The 2,705-nt window shown below is 51.6% G+C and carries 2 protein-coding genes and 2 pseudogenes; 1 reads left to right on the top strand and 3 read right to left on the bottom strand.

Annotation, left to right across the window (positions count from 1 at the left end):
- Window positions 1–292, top strand: a pseudogene (locus BFF42_RS14690) (IS1-like element IS1X2 family transposase); the annotation flags it as partial.
- Between the two features lie 11 nt (window positions 293–303).
- Here the strand turns inward: BFF42_RS14690 and fghA are convergent.
- The 3 genes and pseudogenes from fghA to frmR all read right to left on the bottom strand — a co-directional run.
- Window positions 304–1,041: pseudogene (fghA, locus tag BFF42_RS14695) on the bottom strand (S-formylglutathione hydrolase); the annotation flags it as partial.
- A 92-nt stretch (window positions 1,042–1,133) separates the two neighbouring features.
- On the bottom strand, window positions 1,134–2,243 hold the full coding sequence (gene frmA, locus BFF42_RS14700) for an S-(hydroxymethyl)glutathione dehydrogenase (protein WP_000842102.1): 1,110 nt from the start codon (window positions 2,241–2,243) through the stop codon (window positions 1,134–1,136).
- A 34-nt stretch (window positions 2,244–2,277) separates the two neighbouring features.
- Window positions 2,278–2,553 (bottom strand): formaldehyde-responsive transcriptional repressor FrmR, encoded by a 276-nt coding sequence (frmR, locus tag BFF42_RS14705; RefSeq protein ID WP_001141271.1) that lies wholly within the window; start codon window positions 2,551–2,553, stop codon window positions 2,278–2,280.
- Between the last annotated feature and the right edge of the window lie 152 nt (window positions 2,554–2,705).

The raw sequence follows: 2,705 nt of genomic DNA on the forward strand, positions 1-2,705 counted from the left end.
GGCGCACGTCTTCGGTGAACGCACTCTGGCCACACTGGAGCGTCTTCTGAGCCTGCTGTCGGCCTTTGAGGTCGTGGTATGGATGACGGATGGCTGGCCGCTGTATGAATCACGCCTGAAGGGAAAGCTGCACGTTATCAGCAAGCGTTACACTCAGCGCATTGAGCGACATAATCTGAATCTGAGACAACATCTGGCAAGGCTGGGACGGAAGTCACTGTCGTTCTCAAAATCGGTGGAGCTGCATGACAAGGTCATCGGGCATTATCTGAACATAAAACACTATCAGTAAGTTGGAGTCATTACCAACGTCTTGATATTCATCTCCTGGCAGATCTTTTCAAGATTTGGAGTCCGCAGCTGTTCCGCGTAAAAATCATCACTCAACCCCTGATCAACCATGATTTCCGCAACGCGTTGACCTTGTGAAATAAGACTCACCGGATCGTAATCCAACCAGGCATCTTTATTTTCACCAAGATATGCGGCAAAGGCTTGCTGTCCCCACGGTACTTGCGATGGGGAGACAATGGGCGAAAACGCCGAGACGCTGACATATTCATCTGGGTTACGTAACGCCAGCACCAGCGCGCCCAGCCCGCCCATAGAATGACCAGAGATAGACTTTTTGGCCGTTGCCGGAAAATGATGCATCACTAAATCCGGCAGCTCGTTGCGGATATAGTCATACATTTTGTAATGTTCATTCCACGGCGCTTGCGTCGCGTTCAGGTAAAACCCGGCACCTTGCCCGAGATCGTAACGGTCGGCATCTGCGACATGACTGCCTCGCGGACTGGTGTCCGGCGCAACAATAATAATGTTGTGCTCAGCCGCGTAACGCTGCATCCCCGATTTAGTAATGAAATTCTGCTCATTGCAGGTCAGGCCCGAAAGCCAGTACAGCACCGGTAATTTTTCACTTGCGGCTTTTGGCGGGAGATAGACGCCGACATTCATTTCACATTTCAATGATTGGGAATAATGCCGATACACATTTTGCCAGCCGCCAAAGCTGGCATGTTTTTCAATGAGTTCCATCAGTCATTATCTCACGGTTAATCCCCCGGACGGCTGCCCGGGGAGAGTATTAAGAACCCCGTCTGAAGTGGACGGGGTATACCTGCGGGAAATCAGTAACGAATTACGGTTCGAATGGATTTGCCTTCATGCATCAGGTCGAAGGCGTCATTAATTTCATCAAGGCTCATGGTATGCGTGACAAACGGTTCCAGATCGATATCACCTTTCATCGCATCTTCAACCATGCCCGGTAACTGGGAACGACCTTTCACGCCGCCAAACGCGGAACCTTTCCATACGCGACCAGTGACCAACTGGAATGGACGGGTGGAGATTTCCTGACCAGAACCCGCGACCCCGATGATCACCGACTGACCCCAGCCGCGGTGCGCACTTTCCAGCGCCGCACGCATCACGTTGACGTTACCGATGCATTCAAAGGTATGGTCGATACCCCATTTGTTGATATCCAGCAGGACATCTTTAATCGGTTTGTCGTAGTCATTCGGGTTAATGCAGTCGGTAGCACCGAAGCGACGCGCCAGATCGAATTTCTTCGGGTTCGTATCAATAGCGATAATCCGTCCCGCTTTCGCCTGACGCGCGCCCTGAACCACTGCCAGACCAATCGCGCCAAGACCAAACACGGCAACAGAATCACCTGGCTGGACTTTAGCTGTGTTGTGCACCGCGCCAATACCGGTGGTCACGCCACAGCCCAGCAGGCAGACGTGTTCATGGTTTGCTTCTGGATTAATTTTGGCCAGAGACACTTCCGCGACCACGGTGTATTCACTGAATGTAGAGCACCCCATGTAGTGATAAAGCGGCTGCCCGTTGTAAGAAAAACGGGTGGTGCCGTCTGGCATCAAGCCTTTACCCTGGGTTTCGCGAACCGCAACACAGAGGTTAGTTTTGCCAGAACGACAGAACTCACACTCGCCGCACTCCGCGGTGTAAAGCGGGATCACATGGTCGCCAGGTTTGACGCTGGTTACGCCTTCACCGACTTCAACCACAACGCCGGCCCCTTCGTGACCGAGAACCACCGGGAATACACCTTCCGGGTCATCCCCGGAGAGGGTAAATGCGTCGGTATGGCAAACGCCGGTATGGGTGACTTTAATCAGCACTTCACCTTTTTTCGGTGGTGCAACGTCAATTTCAACGATTTCCAGCGGTTTACCGGGAGCAAATGCAACGGCAGCACGTGATTTCATCTCTCGCTCTTCCTCAATATGGTAATAGATTCAGCTATTTAAGATAGGCTCGAACCAGTTCAATAGTGTCGTCAACGGATTGGCTGACTTCGCGGCTGTAGCAGTCATTTCGGTCAAACGTTTCCCGGATATGGCTTTCAAGCACTTCTGCCATCAGCCCATTAGCCGCGCCCCGAACGGCAGCGATCTGTTGGAGTATGGCACGGCATTCGGCATCACCCTCCAGCGACCGTTCCAGAGCATCAATCTGCCCTCGAATACGACGAACTCGAGTAAGGACCTTTTTCTTCTCTTCCGGAGTACTGGGCATTTCGCACCTCATTATCTGCACGCAATATACTATAGGGTATGCTATATGTCAATGCATACCCCCCTATAGTATATAACACTGGAGAATAAAATTTATCCGGTGAATGTGGATCGGAAAACAAAGAGGAAAGGGGTGCCCCTGATTAAAGTTCA

Origin of the sequence: Shigella sp. FC1661 (assembly GCF_001712525.1) — a bacterium.
In the GTDB taxonomy this organism is placed as follows: Bacteria; Pseudomonadota; Gammaproteobacteria; order Enterobacterales; family Enterobacteriaceae; genus Escherichia; species Escherichia coli.

Bases quoted from the DNA above. Each gene is read 5' to 3' on its own strand.
- frmA (WP_000842102.1), bottom strand. From the start codon at position 2,243: ATGAAATCACGTGCTGCCGTTGCATTTGCTCCCGGTAAACCGCTGGAA.
- frmR (WP_001141271.1), bottom strand. From the start codon at position 2,553: ATGCCCAGTACTCCGGAAGAGAAGAAAAAGGTCCTTACTCGAGTTCGT.